This window comes from Streptomyces sp. V3I8 (genome assembly GCF_030817535.1).
Classification (GTDB): domain Bacteria; phylum Actinomycetota; class Actinomycetes; order Streptomycetales; family Streptomycetaceae; genus Streptomyces.
The window spans coordinates 4,586,876-4,604,497 of the sequence record NZ_JAUSZL010000002.1; the positions used below are offsets into that span (position 1 = coordinate 4,586,876).

A 17,622-nucleotide genomic window follows, 5' to 3' on the forward strand; every position below is an offset into this window, starting at 1 on the left:
GAGTGTTCCGGTACCGGGCCCCGCCGCCGGGCCCTCCCAGCCCGGGTCCTCTCAGACCGAGCCCCGCGGCACCGTCACCACGTGCTTGCCCGCGACACCGCCGCGCTCGAACGCCTCGTGCGCCGCGGCGATGTCCGCGAGCGGATACACGCTGTCGATCACCGGGCGCAGCGCACCCGAGGTGACGAGGTCGGCCACATCGCACAGCAGGGGAGTCTGCGGGTTGGCGCTGAAGGTACGGATGCGGCGGGAACCGTACACGCTGGAGGCGGCGATCGCGGCCAGGGCCGACGGGGACAGTCCCACGGTGACCATCCGGCCGCCCTTGGCCAACCGGCTCCGGTAGCGGGGCAGTTGCGAACCGACGGCGTCGACGACGACATCGAACGGCCCGATCTGTTCCGGGGCGGTGGAGCCGTGGTCCAGGACCTCGTCGGCGCCGAGGTCGGTGAGGAGTCCGGCGTGGCGGTCGCGGGCCAGCGCGGTCACCCGGCCGCCCATCGCGTGCGCCAGTTGCACGGCGGCCGTGCCCACACCGCCGGCCGCGCCCCGGACCAGGACCCGTTCGCCGCTCGCGAGGTGCACGCTGTCGCGCAGCGCGATCAGCGCCGTGGCACCCGCGACGACCAAGGAGGCCGCCTCGACCGACGAGAGGTCCGCCGGGGCGTGCGCGATCCGGCCCGCGGGGACCACGACGTACTCGGCCGCCCCGGCGACGGTGTGCCGCTGCCGCGGATGCACCATGCCCCACACCCGGTCCCCGGCCCGGAACCCCGGGACACCGGCGCCGGTCGCGGCGACGGTGCCCGCGAAGTCCAGGCCCGCGCCGATCGGGAACCGGCGTCCCGACACCATCTTCACTCCGCCAGTGCGGACGAGCACGTCGTGTCCGTTCACGCTGGACGCCTCGACCGACACCAGCACCTCCCCCGCGCCGGGAGAGGGACGGTCCACGTCGTTGACGCGCAGTACGTCCGCCGTACCGAAACCCATGATCTGAACGGCCTTCATGTCGCTGTCCTCACGTGACCGGATGTGGTGCGTCCGATGCTGAAGCCCGCACGCGGCATCACGGGCGTTCCCCTTTTCCTGGGTCCGGCAGACCCACCCTGGCGAGTCGCGCCCACGGCATACTGGCGCCGTGACCGACGCCCCGCACGTCCCGCACACCCCGCAGGTCCCGCAGGTCCTGAGCGACGGTCCCCGACGCGAGCTCGCCGACTTCCTGCGCACGCGTCGGACCCGGCTGCGACCGCAGGACGTCGGCCTGGAGCCAGGCCCGCGGCGGCGCGTCGCCGGGCTGCGGCGGGAGGAACTGGCCCTGCTGGCCGGGGTGAGCCCGGACTACTACCAGCGCATGGAGCAGGGACGCGACGTACGGCCCTCCGACCAGGTCCTGGACGCCCTCGCGCGCGCCCTCGGCTTCTCCGCCGGGGAGACCCGGCACCTGCACGCCCTCGCCGCCGCCGCACGCACCCGGTCCCGGCCGCCGCGTACGTACGCGGCGGGTACGTACGAGCCGTGTACGTACGAGCCGGAGGAGGTACCGGACACCACGCTGCGACTGCTGCGCGACATGACCTCGCCCGCTCTGGTCATCGGCCGTTTCCTGGACGTGCTGGCCTGGAACCCGCTCGGCGGCGCCCTGCTGGGGGAGTTCAGCCGGCAGCCGCAGCGGGAGCGGAATCTGCTCGCACTGTTCCTGAGCCCCGAAGCCGACCGGGCGTGCCCGAACCGGGCGGCCACCGTCGCCGAGCTGATCGGGATGCTGCGGACACAGGTCGCCGTTGATCCCGGCCATCCGCGCGCGGTCGAGCTGGTGGGTGAACTGGCGGTCCGGAGCGACGAGTTCGCGGCGCTGTGGGCCCTCCACGACGTGGAGGAACCGACCCGCGGCCAGATGCGCCTCGACCACCCTGAGGTCGGCGAACTGAACCTGGACTGGGACGTCTACCTGATACCGGGCGACCCGGGCCCCGCGCTCATGGTCTGCACCGCGGCCGAGGGCGGCCCCGACGCCGACCGCCTCCAACGGCTCGCCGACCTGCAGGGCGCCCGGAACGAACACCCCGCACGGGGATGACAGACGCGATGACCTGCACCCGTGTCACTCATGGTGCCGTGCGGCGCTGGGAGCACGGGCGAAGAACGTCCGGTCGCCCTCGGCCGGCAGCGCCTGCCCGTGGTCGGCGTACCAGCCCGTGGTCGGCGTACCAGCCCGGCGTGGATGGAACCCAGGCTTCCAGAGCCTCCGGGAAGGCGCACAGGGCCTCACGGCCGGTGATGTGATCGTCTGGTGTCAGGGATCGGTGATCGGTGATCGGTCATGGAGAGGCCCCCGCCCGGCCGGTGATCCGGCTTGCCGGTGTCAGGCGCTGATGTCGGAAGGGGCGCTCTCGGGGCCTTGGGCGCTGAGCTTCTGCCGTGTCTTCAGGACACCCGGAACGGTTCCCGCGGCGAAGGCCGCAACGGCCAGAGCGGAGATCGCCATGGCCCGCAACGCGGGTACTTCGTCTCTTCGGCATCAGGCCCTCCCCTGGCTGCGAGCCACCCGCCACCGCCGGAGTCGGAACCGGACCTGATCCACTACGGCTCCACTACGGCTCCACTACGGCGATCGCGTAGGACTGGCGAGTGGCAAGAGCTGATGCGGAACGCCGACCGGGCGGCGCACTCCGGAGCGGTGCCGGAGTACGCCGCCCGCGGGCGGGACGAGCTGCCGGAGGCAGTCCGCGCGGTCACCGCGGGTCGCGGTTGAACACCGCCTTCGACCAGCGGTAGCCGAGCCCCGCGAGGCCCAGGCACCAGACGATGGTGATCCACCAGTTGTTGCCGATCTCGGTGCCGAGAAGCAGCCCGCGCAGGGTCTCGATGGCGGGCGTGAACGGCTGGTACTCGGCGATCGGCCGGAACCAGCCCGGCATCGCGTCCACCGGGACGAAGGCGCTGGAGATGAGCGGCAGGAAGACCAGCGGCAGCGCGTTGTTGCTGGCTGCCTCGGCGCTGGGGCTGATCATGCCCATCCCGACCGCGATCCAGGTGAACGCCAGGGCGAACAGCGCAAGCAGCCCGAACGCCGCGATCCACTCCAGAGCCGTGGCGTCCGTGGAGCGGAAGCCGATGGCCACACCGACGGCGCCGACGAGAACCACGCTGACGACCGACTGCAGCACGCTGCCGATGACGTGCCCGATGAGCACGGAGCCGCGGTGGATCGCCATGGTGCGGAAGCGGGCGGTGATGCCCTCGGTCATGTCCATGGAAACGGACACCGCGGTGCCGACCAGGGTGCCGCCGATGGTCATCAGCAGGATGCCCGGGACGAGATACGCGATGTACTCCGAGCGATCGGCGCCGCCACCGCCGATGCCCGCGCTCATCACGTCGCCGAAGACGTAGACGAACAGCAGCAGCAGGACGATCGGCGTGAGCAGCAGGTTCAGGGTGAGGGACGGGTAGCGGCGCGCGTGCAGCAGGTTGCGGCGCAGCATCGTGCTCGAGTCCCGCACGGCGAGCGAGATCCGGGTCGGGCGGACGGGAGCCAGGGGGGAGCTCATCGGACAGCCTCACCTTTCTTGTCGGTTCGGTCGGTGCCGCCGGTCAGGGCGAAGAACACGTCGTCGAGGTCGGGGGAGTGCACGGTCAGCTCGTCGGCCTCCGCACCGGCGGAGTCCAGCCGGCCGAGGAGGGAACGCAGCTCGCGCTGGCTGCCGTCGCCGGGGATCCGCAGCGCCAGCGCCTCGTCGTCCCGGGTGGCCTCGCGCAGCGCGGAGGTGGCTCTCCGGTACGCGGACGGATCGGTGAAGCGGAGCCGGACATGCCCGCCGGGGACCAGCCGCTTCAGCTCGTCGGCGGTGCCCTCGGCGGCGATCCTGCCGTCGTTCAGCACGGCGATGCGGTCGGCGAGTTCGTCGGCCTCCTCCAGGTACTGGGTGGTGAGGAGGACGGTGACGCCGCCCGTGACGAGTTCGCGGATGATCTGCCACATGTTGTGGCGGGAGCGCGGGTCGAGGCCGGTGGTCGGCTCGTCGAGGAAGATGATCCGCGGCTCGCCGACCAGCGTCATGGCGATGTCCAGGCGGCGCTTCATGCCGCCGGAGTAGGTGGAGGCGGGCTTCCTCGCGGCCTCGGTGAGGTCGAAGCGCTCCAGTAGTTCGGCGGTGATCTGTCGCCCCTCGCGCCTGGACAGGTGGTGCAGGTCCGCCATGAGGAGCATGTTCTCCTCGCCGGTGATCAGCCCGTCGACGGCGGAGAACTGCCCGGTGACACCGATCGCGGCGCGCACGCCGTCCGGTGACGTGGCGACGTCGTGGCCCGCGACCTGGGCCTGTCCGCCGTCGGCGGTGATGAGCGTGGAGAGGATCTTCACGGCGGTGGTCTTGCCGGCGCCGTTGGGCCCGAGCAGCGCGAACACGGACCCGGCGGGGATGTGCAGATCGATGCCGTCGAGAACGGTCTTGTCGCCGTACGACTTGCGCAGACCGATGGCGGAGACGGCGGCCGGCGCCTGCGGACCGTCGTCCCGCCTGGACGTGGACATGACAGATGAAGGCATGGGGCCCTCCGATCGAAGGCTGACGTGATGAGAGTGATGAGAGTGATGAGAGTGATGAGAGTGATGAGAGTGATGAGGGGGATGAGAGTGATGAGGGGGAAGGGGGCGGCTGACGACGTGGTGCTCAGGCCCTGGCGCGGCGGACGTCGATGTTGCCGTACTTGGTACGGGCGTGGACCTTGACCGTGTCCTCGGTCTGCTCCGGGCTCTCGGAGGTGGTGAGCGTGTTGCGCACCTGGCCCAAGCCGGAGCTGACGTCGAGCCAGGTGGCCGTGCCCTCGCGGACGCCGATGTCGATGGCGCCGTAGTTGGTCTCCAACCGGACGGTGCCGCGGGCCACTTCGCCCACCCGCAGGGTGCCGTGGGCGGTGGTGGCGGTGACCGAGTCCTCGGCCCGCCGGATCTCGATGTCGCCGTTGGCGCCGCTCACCCGCAGCTCGCCGGTCGCGGCGTCGACCGTCGTGGTGCCGTGCGAGTTCTTCAGGACGGCGGGGCCGCCGAGGAGGCCGACGCGCAGACTGCCCGAGCTGGTGGTGATCTCGGCCCGGCCCTCGACGCGGTCCACGGCGATCGAGCCGTGCGACGCGGTCAGTTGGAGCGGACCCGTCGTGTCGAGGCGGACGTCGCCGGACGAGGTCCTCACGTGGACCTCGCCCAGCCGGCCCTCACCCAGTACCTGGGCCCAGGCACCTGTCATGTCGACGCGCGAGTCCGCGGGCAATTCGACCGTCACGTCGACGGTGCCGGTGCGACCGAGCCCGAGCAGACTGCCCTTGGGCGTCCTGACGGTCAGTACGCCGCCCGTGTACGTGACCTCGGTCTGCTCGGCAGCCCGTGCGTCCAGGTCCTTCTTCGGGTCGCGGGGCCGTACCTCGACGACGGTGTCGAGGCGGTCATCCGCGGTGAACCGGATGGAACCGGCCTCCACGCGCGCCGTGACCGAGATCGCTTCGGGGGTGTCGAAAGAAGGCATGGCTGTCCCGTCCTCTTGGGTCCTTGGGCCGTCCCCGCTGGTGGGACGTGGTGTGGGTGAAGTGGTGCCGGCGGGCGCGGCTAGCGCACCCAGCCCGTGAAGCTCTGTCCGACGGCCTGGGCCTTCTCCGGCGTACGCGGCCGGGTGCCGCCGTCGACCGCTGCCGACACGGCGCGCACCAGCCACGCGTTGACCGACAGGCCCTCGTGGGTCGCGGCCTCCTCGGCGCGAGTCTTGAGGTGGGCTGGCAGACGTAGGTTGACGCGGGCGGTGCCCCCGTCGTCGCCGTCGGCCGGGACCGGGGCCGGGGCCCTGAACGGTTCGGCGGGTGCGACCGGCTCCGCGGGGGCGCCGCCGTGGGCGGGCGGCAGTGTCACCACGAAGTCGGGGTCGAGTCCACGCAGCCGTACGTCGACCGAGCCGGGGGCGATCTCACGGGTGATCTCGTCCATCGCGGCGGAGAGCACGTTGAGCAGGGTCAGCCGGGTCACCGACTCCAGGGGAGCGGTGAGCCTTCCGGCCAGCTCGCGGGCTTCGTCGCCACCGGCTTCGGCGGCCACGACGAGTTCGCGGCGGAGGGAGTCGACATACGGGGTGAGATCCATGACGCCATATTGACACCATCGTGGCGCCACTTGCAAGCCTGGGGGGCGCTTTTGCGGGGTGGGCTTGAGATGGTGTGCCCTGAGCTGCGGAAACATGAAAGAGAAGCCCCGATCCATTGTGGCGCCATGCGTACACACGCGTCTTCAGGGGTGTGGAATGGCGACGGGTTGCGCCACCCGGCGTCAACGACGTCCCGTGTGGCGTCGGATGGTGCCGTGAGAGGCGGCTTGTCCCGGCCTCTCGGTCTATGACCGAGTCGAGCCCAGGTCGCGAGGCGGATGACCTCGGGCCTTCGGCTGGTCGTCGGTCCGACACCTGCTGTGGCATCTACCGCTATCGACGTGCAGTGAAGGCGCGTTGGAGGCCTGTTGAAGGCGTATCGGACCGCTGACCTGCGCATGCGCGGCCCCGGCTACGTCGGGATGCCATTTTGGACTCGTGATGGTGCCACTGTTGTGCCATAGTGGCACCACCAATAACGCGCTCCACGGTCTTGCAGACCGAGGAACGCGCGTTTCGCGGAGTGGGTCACCGAAGGGGTCGGATCGTGGAGACAGCACACAGCCAGGAGCAGGTGGCGCCCGCCGCCTTCACCGCCTTCACCGCCTTCGCCCGCTTCGTGCTCTTCGGCGGTGGGGTGGGGCTCACCTCCAGCTTCGCCGTGACGGCCCTCGCTTCCTGGACTCCCTGGGTTCTGGCGAACGCCCTGATCACCGTGGTCTCCACGCTCCTCGCCACCGAGCTGCACGCCCGGTTCACCTTCGGGGGCGAGCACGCGACCTGGCGCCAGCATGCGCAGTCGGCCGGGTCCGCAGCGATCGCGTACGCGGTCACCTGTGTGGCGATGCTGGTCCTGCAGCAGCTGGTGGCATCGCCCGGTGCCGTGCTCGAACAGGTCGTCTACCTGTCCGCCTCCGCACTCGCCGGGGTCGCGCGGTTCACGGTGCTGCGCCTCGTCGTCTTCGCACGGAACCGTTCGCAGGCCGCTCCCACCCTTCGCGCCGCCCGTCCCGTACACGCGACCATGGCCCGCCGCGCTACGGCCCCGGCCGATCCCGCGGTGCTCTGCTACGCCGCCTGACCGGCCCCGGCGGGTGGGGAAGCGCCCGAGGAGCTACGGGTTCGTCGCTCCTGGACATGCAGCACGGCTCGAACGGGCCGCCTCGGCATGTCCCCACGACTCGTACAAGGGCCTCACGCGGGGCTTGGACCTCGGGACGGGGCAACTGGGGGTAAGCCGACATCGATCAGGAGTCCAGCCAGGTCTTCCAGGCGTTCCCGTTCCTCGGCAGTGCTTCGTCAAGCTGTTCCGAGACGCCCTGCTTGCGCCGGCACGGGCGCGCCATGACCTCAGAGACGGCACAGGCGGAGGAGCAGCCGCCCTTCGGCTCGTAACCGGTGGAACGCCACCACTCGCGGCCGGGGGCGGGATCCGGGTGCCGCGGGCCGGCTCCCGGGCCGCGCTTCCCGGCGGAGAGTTCTTCACCCCACGTGCCGCGGCACGGCTGATGCGGGACGCCGCCATAGAGGACGAGGACTCGGCGCGATGCGTCCACGACCCGTATGCGCGCGCAGGCGAGATGCTTGACGGAGCCGCTGAACGCCTCGGTGGCGTTGTGCCTCTGACCCTGCGTGGTGAGAGTCCGCAGCGCGGCACGCTTCAGCTCGCCGGAATGAACCTCGCACCGCACGGGATCCCGGTCGAACTGGAAGCCGGCACCGCGGCCCCATGGAACGAAGGTGCCTGGCCGAAGGGCCACCGGGCCGATCTGATCCTGACCAATCCGCCACGTCCTGGTGTCACTCAAGGACGAGGGCCGTGCAGGTGTGGTGATGCCGGTCGGCGGGGGCACCTCCACAGACGTCTGGGAGCGGGAGATCCGGAGCAGGCTGGTGGAGGACGGTGCTGTCGAACGCATTGTCGCGTTGCCGCCCCAACTCTTTTCCGGAGCTCAGGTGTTCGTCTGCTTGTGGTTCTTGCGGCGTTCCGCGGCGGTGTGCGAGGAGATCCTGTTCGTGGATGCCCGGGGCCTGGGCGACAAGGCGGCCCGCGGACCCCGGGTCCTGTCCGACGAACACGTCGAGGCCGTCACAAAAACCGTTCAGGCATGGCGACGAGGGACCGGATTTCGTCTCGGTCGGCAGAGCGCGGGCCACCTTGCGGTCGCTGCTCCGCTGGAGGCGGTGCGGGCTGGCGGTTACTCGCCCAGCCCCTCCGACCATGTGGACAGATGGACGTCCACGGCGTTCACGGCGTTCACGGCGTCACCGGCCGATGCGGCTGCCGAGGCAGCAGCCACGGAGCAGGTGCTCTCCGCGGCGAGGCGTCGGACCGAAGCCATGGGCGGCGCGGTCGATGCGCTCTCGTACGACCCGTTGCCATCGGCCACCGTGCTCTCGTCCGACGGGCCACCTCATGACTGGCGTCGGGTCCCGCTGGGAGAACTGGTCGACATCATGGCTGGCCCGTCCTGCACACGCCTGACGGCCGCGACCCGCCACCACAGCACACTCGCCGCGCGTCTGCTGAGGCGGTCCTTTACGGCGGCACTGCATTTGCCACGCCGATGGGGCTCTGCGCGCTTGTCCCGTCTGCAGCCGGTCAACTCTGACGAGCTGACATGTCCTGCGGAAACCCTGCTGCGGGGCGCGGTCCCATCGAGGTCCGTAGTCCATTGCTGCAATACATCAATCCAGTACATGGACTACCCTTGGTACATGTCCATGAAGCGCACGAACGTCTACGCGGATCCCGAGGACCTGGCGATCATCAAGAAGGCCGCCAAGCGTCGCGGCATAAGCGAGGCCGAGATCATCCGCCAGGGGATCCACCTCGCGGCGATGGCGAACCGCGTCTGGGACGAGCCGCTTTTCTCACGCACCTTCGAGGGGCCGGGACATACGCTGTCCAAGGGCGAGGTCCGTGACGCGGTCGCCGACGCGGTCCGCTGTGAGACGGACTCCGGAACCGCCGCGTGATCGTCGTCATCGCGGACACGTCCGGCCTCCTGGCCGCCCTCGACGCGACGCACCCTGAGCACGGAGCGGCGAACGAGGCGATCATGACGGCAGGACTCCTGGTCATGTCACCGCTGCTGCTGGCGGAACTGGATCACGTGGCCACGCGCGAGTTGGGGCGTGCGGCCGCCGTCAGCGCGGTCGACGACCTGCGGCGCTGGATGAGCCGGGGCCGGATCGTCATGCCTGAGATCACGGAAGACCACTTGGGTACCGCGCAGTCCGTCCGAGTCCGCTACGACGCGCTCGACCTGGACCTCGCCGACGCGGTGAACGTGGCGCTCGCCGCCGACTACGACACCGACGCGATCCTCACCCTCGACCGACGGGACTTCCGGGCCGTACGCCCGTTGGGCCACCACAAGGCGTTCCGCGTCCTCCCCGACGACCTCCCGCTCTGACGCGAGATCCAGCTGTGGCCAGGCGCACGCATCTGCAGGGGGCTCGTGCTCTCCGCGTGCCCAATCGTCGATGGCGGACGGCCCGCGAAACGCAGCGACGGCTCATCAATAAGCAAGCCCCAGGCTGCTGACCTGGGGCTTCAAAAAGAGCGGGTGACGAGAATCGAACTCGCACTCTCAGCTTGGGAAGCTACGGCGCTTGGGCGGGCTCCATGGCTCTGACCAGTGCGTATATAAGGTTCTTGGAGAGGTCCCACGGGTCGGATTGCATCCCTGTTGTCCGTAGTTCTCCGTCCTTACGGGCACGCGGAGGGCACGAGGCTCGGGCGGCTTGCCGAAAGAGGGTGGGTGCCCGGAAGGGCCTGACCCGAGCCGGGACAGGTGGCAGACCTTCGGGGCCAGATTGCGGCTGCGCATGAACCATCTTGTGCTTTCAAGGCTCGACGTTAAGGGCATCCTCCATCCTGCGTCGGGGCCAGCGTTTCTACCGGCACAATTCTTTGATCAGCGTCTGCAGTTCCTCCCCGTCCAACAGTTCTCGGTGGGCGAGCCGGTTGCGGGCATCCCGGATGATGCGGAGGTGACGGCGGTCGCGTTGGGTCAGGGCAAAGGCGCCGTCGCGGAAGGCTCCCCACATGGCGCCCACCTCCATGGTCTCGATGAGGGTGCTCGGCGGCACGCCGCTCTCGTCCAGGTCACGGCGTGGCCCGTACTGCTCGGCGAGGTGCTGCAGGGGGATGCGCGCGTTGGCCCGGACGACATCCGTGAAGCGCTCGCGTGAGGCGTCCAGCAGGGGGAGCAGCACGTGGTTCTGGGCCAGCCACACCTGGGATGCCATGGCGCGCTCGTTGTTCAGGAAGTGGGCCGGGTGACGGCGGAGCCGACCGCCCCAGCTTTCCACGGCAGCCGCGTTCCAGGCGGGCAGCAGGGTTTCGTCGGGGTGGGCGCCCGGGCTGCGGGCAAGGGGCTGGTCGGACAGGAGGAACGATTCGGGAGCGAGTTCAGTCTCAACCACCTCGCGCAGGGCGTTCGGCAGAGTCTCTGGGCGGCCGTCGGCCCACCGCGCGGCCAAGGCCGACGCGATGTCGAGGAAGGGTCCGCAGATCTCCGTGATGGTGGCTTGGGTGACGGCCTCGTAGAGCTGCCTGCGGGCGAGGGAGGAGTCGGGCGGTGGGCGAGAGAGGGCGACCACCGTGGCGGTGTCCAGGCGGCCGGTGACGCCCCACCACCAGTGGACCGCCACGTCCTCCCGCACGAGTTGGTCGGGCAGGCCAGGCAGCAGGTCGTCAGTCGTGGCGACCACCAAGGCCCGTGGACCGCGGCCCGGCGGCAGACCGGCCTCCTTCGTCACTGCCACCATGCGGCGCAGTAGATGGCCGGTGGCGGACGGTGCGGACTCGCGCCATCCCCGGACCACTACTGGCCTGGTCTCGGGCTCGCCATTCCGGCATCTGACGAGGCGGGTGAGCACATCCCCCTCTTCCTCGTCGCCCCCTGACCCGTCGTTGCTGTCCGTCGTGCCGCCCTGGAGGTTCACCTCCTTCGCAAGGCGCTCCAGAAGGCCGGCCAGAGCCTCCGCCTCGGACGGGCCGCCGGCCTGTCGCCCTGGCCCGCCCTGGAGGGGCGGCGCTCCCAGTTCTGACGCCGTCGGCGGCGCGGATCCGAACAGATCGCCGAGTCCGTCGTCGTAGTCCAGGACCGGGGCGAGGCCGGACCACCGGGCGGTGTCGGGTGCCGCCCGCTGTGAGGGAAGCCAGGTATCGGCCGTGAGCGGGGCCGCGTCGCCGGTCCCAGCCGGAGGGAGTAGCACGTAGTCGCCCAACTCGTGCAGCACCTCATCCAGCAGGTCCTCGCTCGGCGACCCGGGGCCGTTCACCAACCGTGCGGGTAGCAAAAGCAGGCAACTGCGCCCTTGTTCCAGGTCGTTCGTCAGACGGGCGAGTCGGAGCCGGACGCCGGGCAGCGCCGTCATCCCGATGGCCGTGGGGTACGTCACGTCTGGCGCTCCACCGTCTGCAGCGCCCGGAAGCTGACCAGGTCGAGGGCGTAACCCTCCTCCACGTCGTCCAGGACGCCGTGGTCCTCCAGGCTGCGGATGAACTCGGATGTCTCCTCGACGGTGAGACCGGTAACCGCGGCGATGTCTACATGGGTAGACGCGTCACCGGGCTCCAGGTACTGAACCCACGTGCCCAGCAGGGCGAGGGTCCGCACGTCGAGCTCGACCCGTTCCAGGTGGCCGCGTGCAGCCTCCTCCCGGTCGTACACGGCCTTGCTCGTCTCTAGAGCCGTCTCCAGGGTCGCCCCGCCCCGGGTCGCCAGATCGACGGTGCGCTCCACCAGATGCGGCCAGCCACCCGTCGCGTCTACCAGGCGGCTCCTCTTGTCCGGGGTGTCGAACGGGCACTCCGGCCATGCCCGAAGACTGTCCACGCTCCACCGCGCAGGCCGTATCACTTCCATGACCCGCTCATCGTCGAGTACCGACCGCACCCGCGGATCCACCAGGGCGATCACCGCACGGTTCTTGCTCTCCTGGGAGACCGCCGTGTACTGGTAGAAACGTTCCAAGATCTCGGTGAAACTGTCCATGCCCAGGTAGCGGAGGTCGGCGATGACCACGCCCGGCAGCCGGTCTCGGGTGGCCTTGGTCAGGACGTCGACGAGCGTGTCCGGCGCCGCGTTGTAGACGGCGAGCTCGCGCGCCTCGGCGTAGGACCGGACGGCGTCCATGGCCACCTTCGGCCCGTGCGCCTTGGTGAGGCACACCAGGCGGAGTCCGGGGCTGGTGGCGAGGAACAACTCCTGCTCGGTTAGCGGACTGTAACGGTGCACCCCCTCGCGGTCCTGCCCGACCAGGCGCCGCGAGAACCGCGGGTTGTAGTCGTAGGGCAGGCTGAACTTGGTCTGTTCCAGTTCCAGTTCCAGGTCCTCCCGAGTGCCTAGCATGTGCACCACGTTGGGGCTACGCACCGCGTACCGCCGGTGGTCGCCGACCTGCTGGGCCAGCAATCCCAGGCCGACCATCTCGTCCAGGTAGATCTTCACGTCGTTGGCGGTCAGACTACGGAAGCCGTCCTCCCAGTGCGCCTTCGCCGCGTGCAGGAGTTCGTCGGCGTCGTAGCCCCGCTGAAAGCCGTCGGCCTGGCTCCGCAGCGCGATCACCAGGGCGAGCACGCGGTAGCGATCCTCCAAGTTGATGGTGAGCCTCATCCGCTCGGCGATGGACCGGTGCACCTCCGCCGACTGCGTCACAGCCCGGATGTCCTCCTCGGTGACGGTAATCGGCCACTGCGCCGAGCCGACCGGCTTCTCACGCAGCGCGGTGACCAGCCGTTCGCAGAAGATCTGGACCAGGCACGCCTGGTAGTTGGTAGCGGCGAGCACTCGCCACACCAGCTCCGCCCGCTCGAACCGGTACCCGAACGCCGCCATCGGTCCGACGACCAACCGCTGCGCCTCGGCTGGCTTGAGCGGGCCGATCAGCAGTTCACGGCCATGGGCTAGTGGCACGTTCGACAGCTTGCTGAACCGCTGCACCTGGTGCAGACCGGCGAAGATGACTTTGAAACGGCGGTCGGTGCTGTCCATCAGTCCCTTTAGCCGCGCCACGTTGGCGAACGTGCCTTCGCCGCCTGCACCGCGCACCGCCTTGGAGTCGGCTGTCAGGAAGGCGTCCGCCTCGTCCGCCAGCACCAGCACTCGTCGGTCCGGATTCTCCTCCAGCCAGCGGCGGACTTGCTCCACGAGCCGGTCCGGCGGCATCGCGGTGGACACCTTCGGCCCCAGGATGCCCACCCGCTTCAGCTCTGCGGCGAGCACCGGCCAGATCCTCTCGGCTGGTTCGGCCTCCCCCACCCCGCGTGCCTTCAGGTCCAGGTAAACGGCCTTGCGCTCCGGGCTCGACGGATAGTCCGCCTCGACTTTGCGGAGCAGCGCCGACTTTCCGAGCTGCCGACCTCCGTACAGGAAAAGGGCGCCCAGCGGGTTCACGACCTCGGCCATCTCCTCGCTCCGGCCGTAGAAGACCTCCGGCGGTACCAGACCCGCCACGAATGGCGTGTACGGCTTGAACCCTGTCCACGGCAGGGTCACCCGCTGCAGCGCGCGGAAGGAGCGCGGTGACCGGGCTACGACCCAGCCGAAGACAGCCGGGTCTACGACCAGAGCCTGCTGCGACGACGTCCGGGCGTGCATGACCAGCTTGCGGCGGCCCGTCATGCCCAGCGGGTAGAGGTAGAGGATGATGCACGCGCCGGTGTCGTTGCGGTCGAGCAATTCCAGCGGGCTGCGGCCGCGCAGTTCGTCGGTCACCACCAGGACCGTGTAGGTGGAGGCCGCGGAGCCGAGATCCGCGATATAGCCGGGCGCGCTCTCGTCGGCGCGCAGCTTGGCGCTGAGCCGGAGGATGCCGCGCACCTGGCGCTGGTCGTCGCGGGAGGGCGGGCGGCCCTCAAGCCCCAGCAGACGCAGCACGGTCGGCACGTGCTTCTGCCACTCCGCGCCGCGGGTCGTTGGCCTGCCGAGTGCGTCCCAGGATTCCAGTCCGGCCAGCGCGGTGTCGGTCAGCGGTTCCCCGTCCGCGTAGGCATCCGCCCACGGACGTGCCGAAATGCCCTGCTGACCTGACTTGACGGGGGTGACGGTCTCCAGTCCGGCGACGAAACGTTCCAGGTCCTCTCCCGGCGCCTCGCCGCTCCATTCCGGCAGGCTGTCGCCCTTGCGTAGCAGCGCCAGACACTCCTCTGCGGTGACGGTGTCGTCCGCCTCCAGCAGACCGTGGATACGGTCACGGTCCTTCTCGGATAGGTTCATCGACTCCAGTTGGCCGCGCAGCCTGCGTACATGCGCCTGCACCCGGTCCTCGAGCTCGGCCTCCAGACGGCGGATTCGCTTGACCGTGGTGCGGAAGGCTCCCTCGGGGACGGCCTGATCCAACTGCTCCAGACGTCCCACCAGGTCGCGTTCGGCGAGTACGTCCAGGTTCTGCTGGGTGCGCAGCTCCGCGAGCAACCCTGACGCCACACGGTGCCGCTCCGCTCGGATCGCCGACCAGCGCGCCCACTGCGTGGCGCGCCGCGCCCGCCAGTCGGCCGGCAGCATGTCGCCCTCCGTCCCGACGGAGGGGACGAGCCCTTGGCCGAGGGCCTCGACCAAGGCGTCCGCGAGGTGCAAGTCGCCGCGCTCGATGTAGGCGAGGAGTACGGACGGCACGTCCACCGGACCGAGCGACGCGCCCATCGCCTCGACGAAGCCGGGAGCGGCCGGATCCGGCTTTCCCTCGGGGGTGCGCGGCAGGTCGGGAGAGGTGAGCAGCGCCTCGGCGGCGGGGCGCAACGCCTGGGAGAAGGCGGGTACCGGCCCGTGCCCGTACCCGTCCGGACCAGACTCCTTTCCGTCCTCCGTCTCGTCCGAGCCCTCGAGGAGGGTTCTCCGGGGGCCGGTGGCGGACGGCGCGTCCTGGCCCTCGAGCCAGCACCGCAGGCGCAGCAACGCCGCGCCTCCCACGCCGGAGGGCGGTTCCTCCTCCTTGACCTGTGCCAGGGCGTGGCCCAGGTCCGTCACCGTATCGCTGCGTTTTTCGACCTCCGACGCGGCCAGGGCGCGTGCCCGGGTCAGCAGGGTGACGACCTGGTCAATGCGGCTGAGCAGGGAGCGCCGGGCCTTCGCCTCAATCGGTACCTTGGCCTGCTTCGGGGTGCGGATCGCCGCGTCGGCTTCCTCGATTGTCCGCTCCGCCGCGTCACGCTTGCTGAACACGCGCCAGGCGTCGTCCAGCAGGGACCGCTCGACGGCGCCGGAGGCCCAGTTCTCGATCGCCCGTAGGGCGAAGCCAAGCGGCTGGTCATGGCGCATCAGCAGGTTCTGCACCTGGGTGGCGCGCGCGTAGCCGATCCGGAGCTTCGGCACTTCCTCCCGGAGCCGGGCAGCCTCCTGGGCTACTCCGGTGCGAGTAAGCGAGGGGTTCGTGTCGACAGAGAACCGCAGGGTCGCCGGATCCAGCGGCTGGAAGCGCTTCAGAATGTCGAGCGCGCACTCCAGCAGACGGCGCCAGGGACCGTGGAGGGAGACGCACGGGTCGCACTGCAGCAGCACGTCGTTCGGGTGGCCTGCGACGAGTCCCGCCCGCACGGAGGCGACGGCGGCCACCATCAGTGCGGGGCGGTCGCACTGGAGGCGCTCCAGGTCGGGGCCGAAGCGGGAGATCACCGCGGTGCCGTCCTCCGGCAGGACGGTGGCGAAGGCGGCGTCGACGAAGGCGAGGCAGTCGGCACGGTAGGAGGGTTCGCTAGAGCCGGCGGTCATCCAGTACGCCTCCTGGAAACGGCCAGCCTGCACCAGACGCTCCACCGGGGAGACGGAAGGGCCCTCCAGGGACAGCGGGTTCCCCTGCCAAACGAGGGGTCTCTTCGCGTCTGCCTGCTCCGGTGCCGGGTCGGCAGGCATATGAGGGGAGTTCGTCACGGTGGCGGCTACTTCGGATGCGGTCCCGCCGGTTCTTTCGATGTCGGCCGGCGGCGGCTCGGGCATCGTCCGCCGGGAGGGCGGCTCCGCCGCTGCGGGGCTGTCCGGCTGGGGGCACGCCTCCTCCGGGGCGTCCTCAGGCGCCAGAGTCGGTTCCGCAGCGGGGGTCGCCGTGGCCGGGGTGGCCGGCTCGGGCGACTCAGCCAGGTCTAGCGGCCCAGGGCCGGTCGCCAAGGCCGCTCCCTCCCTCCCATCGTCCTGCTGCACGTCTCCGCGCGATGGCGTCTGCCCTGCGGCTTCGTCCCCCGCTCGGGGCGACGGCACCCGGACCACGTCTGCGTCTGCGCCGGCCTCCGGGTCGGTCTCGACCGCCTCGCCTCCCAGCTCCGCAATCTGCTCGTCTAGAGCCCGCAGCGCCTGCCGCATGGGGTCCACGTGAGATCCTCCGCCGGTCTGCTCGATCATCCGCAGGGTCGCGAGCAGCCCCTTCCGCTGTTCCTGCAGCGTGGCGCTACGGCTCGCCCGCTCACCCGCCCTCTGCTCCTCGGCGTGCAGATCGTCGACAACCCCCTGAAGCTGTGACCATCCGCTGTCCTCCGGCCATCCCCGGCCGACTTTCTGCGCCGCTTGCGCGGCAGTCGCTCGCTCGTTGTTCCATTCGGCCACGCGTGCCAGCACGCATTCTGGAACGGTACGTCCGTCGGACACGTCCTCAGCAGTGGACCGCAACAGGCCGGTAAGCTCCTCCGCCTTCGGGTGAAGCCTGCCCAGCGTCTTCTCCAGAACCGACGCTGTAACTGGATCGGAAAGGGCCGTCATCTCCTGGCCCCGCTCGCCGTTTTCGCCGCCTACTTCGGTCACAGACTTTCCCCTGTTGCTCTTCTCCCGCAGAGACATGTTTTGATCCGCCTGCGCATCATGACTGTCAACCGATTTCGCTGCCGCTTCGGCGAACCGCGTCCAGTGCTCCTCCACTATCGCCTGCTCAGGAGTTCCCGCCTCCGAAGCGAGCGCGTGGAGCGTCAACGTGGCCAGCACCGGCGGAAGTGCGGCGAGCAACGCCTCGAAGCCCTTGAGGTCCGCCCCCTCGAAGCCCTTTGCAGGCAGGTCCTCGCGGGCGTTCAGCACATCGCCGGCGAACTTCGCCGCGGCCTCTGCCACAACCTTGACGTCGCGCACTTTGGCACGGCCCAACCAGGCGCGCACGGTCAGAATTTCACGCTTACCGTACCGAACCGACCTGCCGGGAAGGGGGACTTTCGCCAAATACGGCAAGGGCCCCGGAATATAGAGAAGTTCACGCAGCCCGATATCGTCCAGACCGCACAGCCACGCCTTCAGGTCCCCACCCGATCTTGCCATGACGCAATGATGCCAGAGCATGACGATTGAGCCAATCCGCAGGCGCGAATCATTGAAGGTGAGAGGGGAAATAAAACGGAATTTGGGCCTCCATTCGTGGCCGTTGTGAGCCCTAGGCCCTCACGCCGGGCGACGTGGGACGAGGTAATGCCCCAGGAATGCACTCGCGATCAGTCGATGCTCGGTTCCTCCATGTCGTCTGGCAAGGGGTGGGGCGAGTCCGGCCGAGGTGGAGTCGGGGG

General features: G+C 69.8%; 12 protein-coding genes and 1 pseudogene. 5 read left to right on the forward strand and 8 right to left on the reverse strand.

The window, feature by feature from the left end:
- Positions 1–51: 51 nt before the first annotated feature.
- Positions 52–1,011, reverse strand: coding sequence for an NAD(P)-dependent alcohol dehydrogenase (locus QFZ75_RS20365; RefSeq protein ID WP_307538912.1), 960 nt, complete (start codon positions 1,009–1,011; stop codon positions 52–54).
- A 178-nt stretch (positions 1,012–1,189) separates the two neighbouring features.
- Between QFZ75_RS20365 and QFZ75_RS20370 the strand changes: the two genes are divergently transcribed.
- Positions 1,190–2,083 (forward strand): helix-turn-helix domain-containing protein, encoded by an 894-nt coding sequence (locus QFZ75_RS20370; protein ID WP_307544620.1) that lies wholly within the window; start codon positions 1,190–1,192, stop codon positions 2,081–2,083.
- 285 nt (positions 2,084–2,368) lie between these two features.
- On the opposite strand, the gene QFZ75_RS20375 is transcribed toward QFZ75_RS20370, so the two are convergent.
- From QFZ75_RS20375 to QFZ75_RS20395, 5 genes are all read right to left on the reverse strand, one after another.
- The gene (locus QFZ75_RS20375; RefSeq protein ID WP_307538913.1) at positions 2,369–2,491 is read right to left on the reverse strand and encodes a hypothetical protein; all 123 of its coding nucleotides are present in this window, start codon (positions 2,489–2,491) and stop codon (positions 2,369–2,371) included.
- Positions 2,492–2,738: 247 nt separating this feature from the next.
- Complete coding sequence (locus QFZ75_RS20380; protein ID WP_307538915.1) at positions 2,739–3,557, reverse strand: ABC transporter permease; 819 nt, start codon at positions 3,555–3,557, stop codon at positions 2,739–2,741.
- Positions 3,554–4,555, reverse strand: coding sequence for an ATP-binding cassette domain-containing protein (locus QFZ75_RS20385; protein ID WP_373465906.1), 1,002 nt, complete (start codon positions 4,553–4,555; stop codon positions 3,554–3,556). The genes QFZ75_RS20380 and QFZ75_RS20385 overlap by 4 nt, the downstream gene beginning before the upstream one ends.
- A 124-nt stretch (positions 4,556–4,679) precedes the next feature.
- Complete coding sequence (locus tag QFZ75_RS20390; protein ID WP_307538917.1) at positions 4,680–5,528, reverse strand: DUF4097 family beta strand repeat-containing protein; 849 nt, start codon at positions 5,526–5,528, stop codon at positions 4,680–4,682.
- A gap of 80 nt (positions 5,529–5,608) precedes the next feature.
- Positions 5,609–6,133: a toxin-antitoxin system HicB family antitoxin gene (locus QFZ75_RS20395; RefSeq protein WP_307538919.1), complete on the reverse strand. Its 525-nt coding sequence runs from the start codon at positions 6,131–6,133 to the stop codon at positions 5,609–5,611.
- A gap of 548 nt (positions 6,134–6,681) precedes the next feature.
- Here QFZ75_RS20395 and QFZ75_RS20400 point away from each other — a divergent pair.
- The 4 genes and pseudogenes from QFZ75_RS20400 (at position 6,682) to QFZ75_RS20415 (ending at position 9,553) form a co-directional block, all read left to right on the forward strand.
- Positions 6,682–7,215: a hypothetical protein gene (locus QFZ75_RS20400; RefSeq protein ID WP_307538921.1), complete on the forward strand. Its 534-nt coding sequence runs from the start codon at positions 6,682–6,684 to the stop codon at positions 7,213–7,215.
- A gap of 427 nt (positions 7,216–7,642) precedes the next feature.
- Positions 7,643–8,303: pseudogene (locus tag QFZ75_RS20405) on the forward strand (N-6 DNA methylase); the annotation flags it as partial.
- A 549-nt stretch (positions 8,304–8,852) separates the two neighbouring features.
- On the forward strand, positions 8,853–9,113 hold the full coding sequence (locus tag QFZ75_RS20410) for a CopG family transcriptional regulator (RefSeq protein ID WP_307544625.1): 261 nt from the start codon (positions 8,853–8,855) through the stop codon (positions 9,111–9,113).
- Positions 9,110–9,553, forward strand: a complete 444-nt coding sequence (locus QFZ75_RS20415) for a PIN domain-containing protein (RefSeq protein ID WP_307538923.1) — start codon at positions 9,110–9,112, stop codon at positions 9,551–9,553. The genes QFZ75_RS20410 and QFZ75_RS20415 overlap by 4 nt, the downstream gene beginning before the upstream one ends.
- Before the next feature lie 484 nt (positions 9,554–10,037).
- Here QFZ75_RS20415 and QFZ75_RS20420 read toward each other — a convergent pair whose 3' ends face one another.
- Together QFZ75_RS20420 and QFZ75_RS20425 are read right to left on the reverse strand one after the other, a co-directional pair.
- A complete protein-coding gene (locus QFZ75_RS20420) occupies positions 10,038–11,549 on the reverse strand; it encodes a hypothetical protein (RefSeq protein ID WP_307538924.1) in 1,512 nt (503 codons plus the stop codon).
- Positions 11,546–17,380: a hypothetical protein gene (locus tag QFZ75_RS20425; protein WP_307538925.1), complete on the reverse strand. Its 5,835-nt coding sequence runs from the start codon at positions 17,378–17,380 to the stop codon at positions 11,546–11,548. Before QFZ75_RS20425 ends, QFZ75_RS20420 begins: the two co-directional genes overlap by 4 nt.
- Positions 17,381–17,622 lie beyond the last annotated feature (242 nt).

Excerpts from the sequence above, each read along its gene's own strand:
- QFZ75_RS20365 (WP_307538912.1), bottom strand. The coding sequence starts at position 1,011 with ATGAAGGCCGTTCAGATCATGGGTTTCGGTACGGCGGACGTACTGCGC.
- QFZ75_RS20395 (WP_307538919.1), bottom strand. The coding sequence starts at position 6,133 with ATGGATCTCACCCCGTATGTCGACTCCCTCCGCCGCGAACTCGTCGTG.
- QFZ75_RS20410 (WP_307544625.1), top strand. The coding sequence starts at position 8,853 with ATGTCCATGAAGCGCACGAACGTCTACGCGGATCCCGAGGACCTGGCG.
- QFZ75_RS20390 (WP_307538917.1), bottom strand. The coding sequence starts at position 5,528 with ATGCCTTCTTTCGACACCCCCGAAGCGATCTCGGTCACGGCGCGCGTG.
- QFZ75_RS20425 (WP_307538925.1), bottom strand. The coding sequence starts at position 17,380 with ATGGCAAGATCGGGTGGGGACCTGAAGGCGTGGCTGTGCGGTCTGGAC.
- QFZ75_RS20375 (WP_307538913.1), bottom strand. The coding sequence starts at position 2,491 with ATGGCGATCTCCGCTCTGGCCGTTGCGGCCTTCGCCGCGGGAACCGTT.
- QFZ75_RS20385 (WP_373465906.1), bottom strand. The coding sequence starts at position 4,555 with ATGCCTTCATCTGTCATGTCCACGTCCAGGCGGGACGACGGTCCGCAG.
- QFZ75_RS20380 (WP_307538915.1), bottom strand. The coding sequence starts at position 3,557 with ATGAGCTCCCCCCTGGCTCCCGTCCGCCCGACCCGGATCTCGCTCGCC.